This is a genomic window from Alteromonas sp. G4i35 (assembly GCF_054960375.1).
Genome location: NZ_JBHNZD010000080.1, coordinates 1 through 439 on the forward strand (window position 1 = coordinate 1; position 439 = coordinate 439).

The following is a 439-nucleotide window of genomic DNA, read 5'->3' on the forward strand; positions in this document are numbered from 1 at the left end:
CGTAACTGAAAATGAACACGGCGGCACCAACCTTGCCCTGAAAAAGCCCATCAGGACGAATGTCATCGAAACGGGATGGCAGGATATTAGGCGCATTGTTCTGTCACTTCAGACAAAGCGAACGACACAGGCAATGCTGGTAAGAAAGTTGTCTGGTTATCCTTCGGGGCACCCGACATTACAGGCGCTGACGGAGTATAATCGACTGGTCAAAGCGCAATATTTACTGGATTACATAGACAATGCCAGTTTGCGGCAGTACGTTCAGCGTGCCCTTAACCGGGGAGAAGCGTGGCACTTCCTGAGACGGGCTATTGCGTCGGTGAATGGCGATCAGTTCCGAGGCAAAAACGAGAGTGAAATCGCTATCTGGAATGAATGTGCAAGATTGCTTGCCAACGCGATCATCTACTTCAACTCCGCGATACTGAGTCATCTG

At 50.1% G+C, this 439-nt stretch carries 1 protein-coding gene; it reads left to right on the plus strand.

The window, feature by feature from the left end; genetic code table 11:
• The coding region (locus ACFI6L_RS20310; RefSeq protein WP_458724682.1) for a Tn3 family transposase at positions 1 to 439 on the plus strand (439 nt) is incomplete at both ends.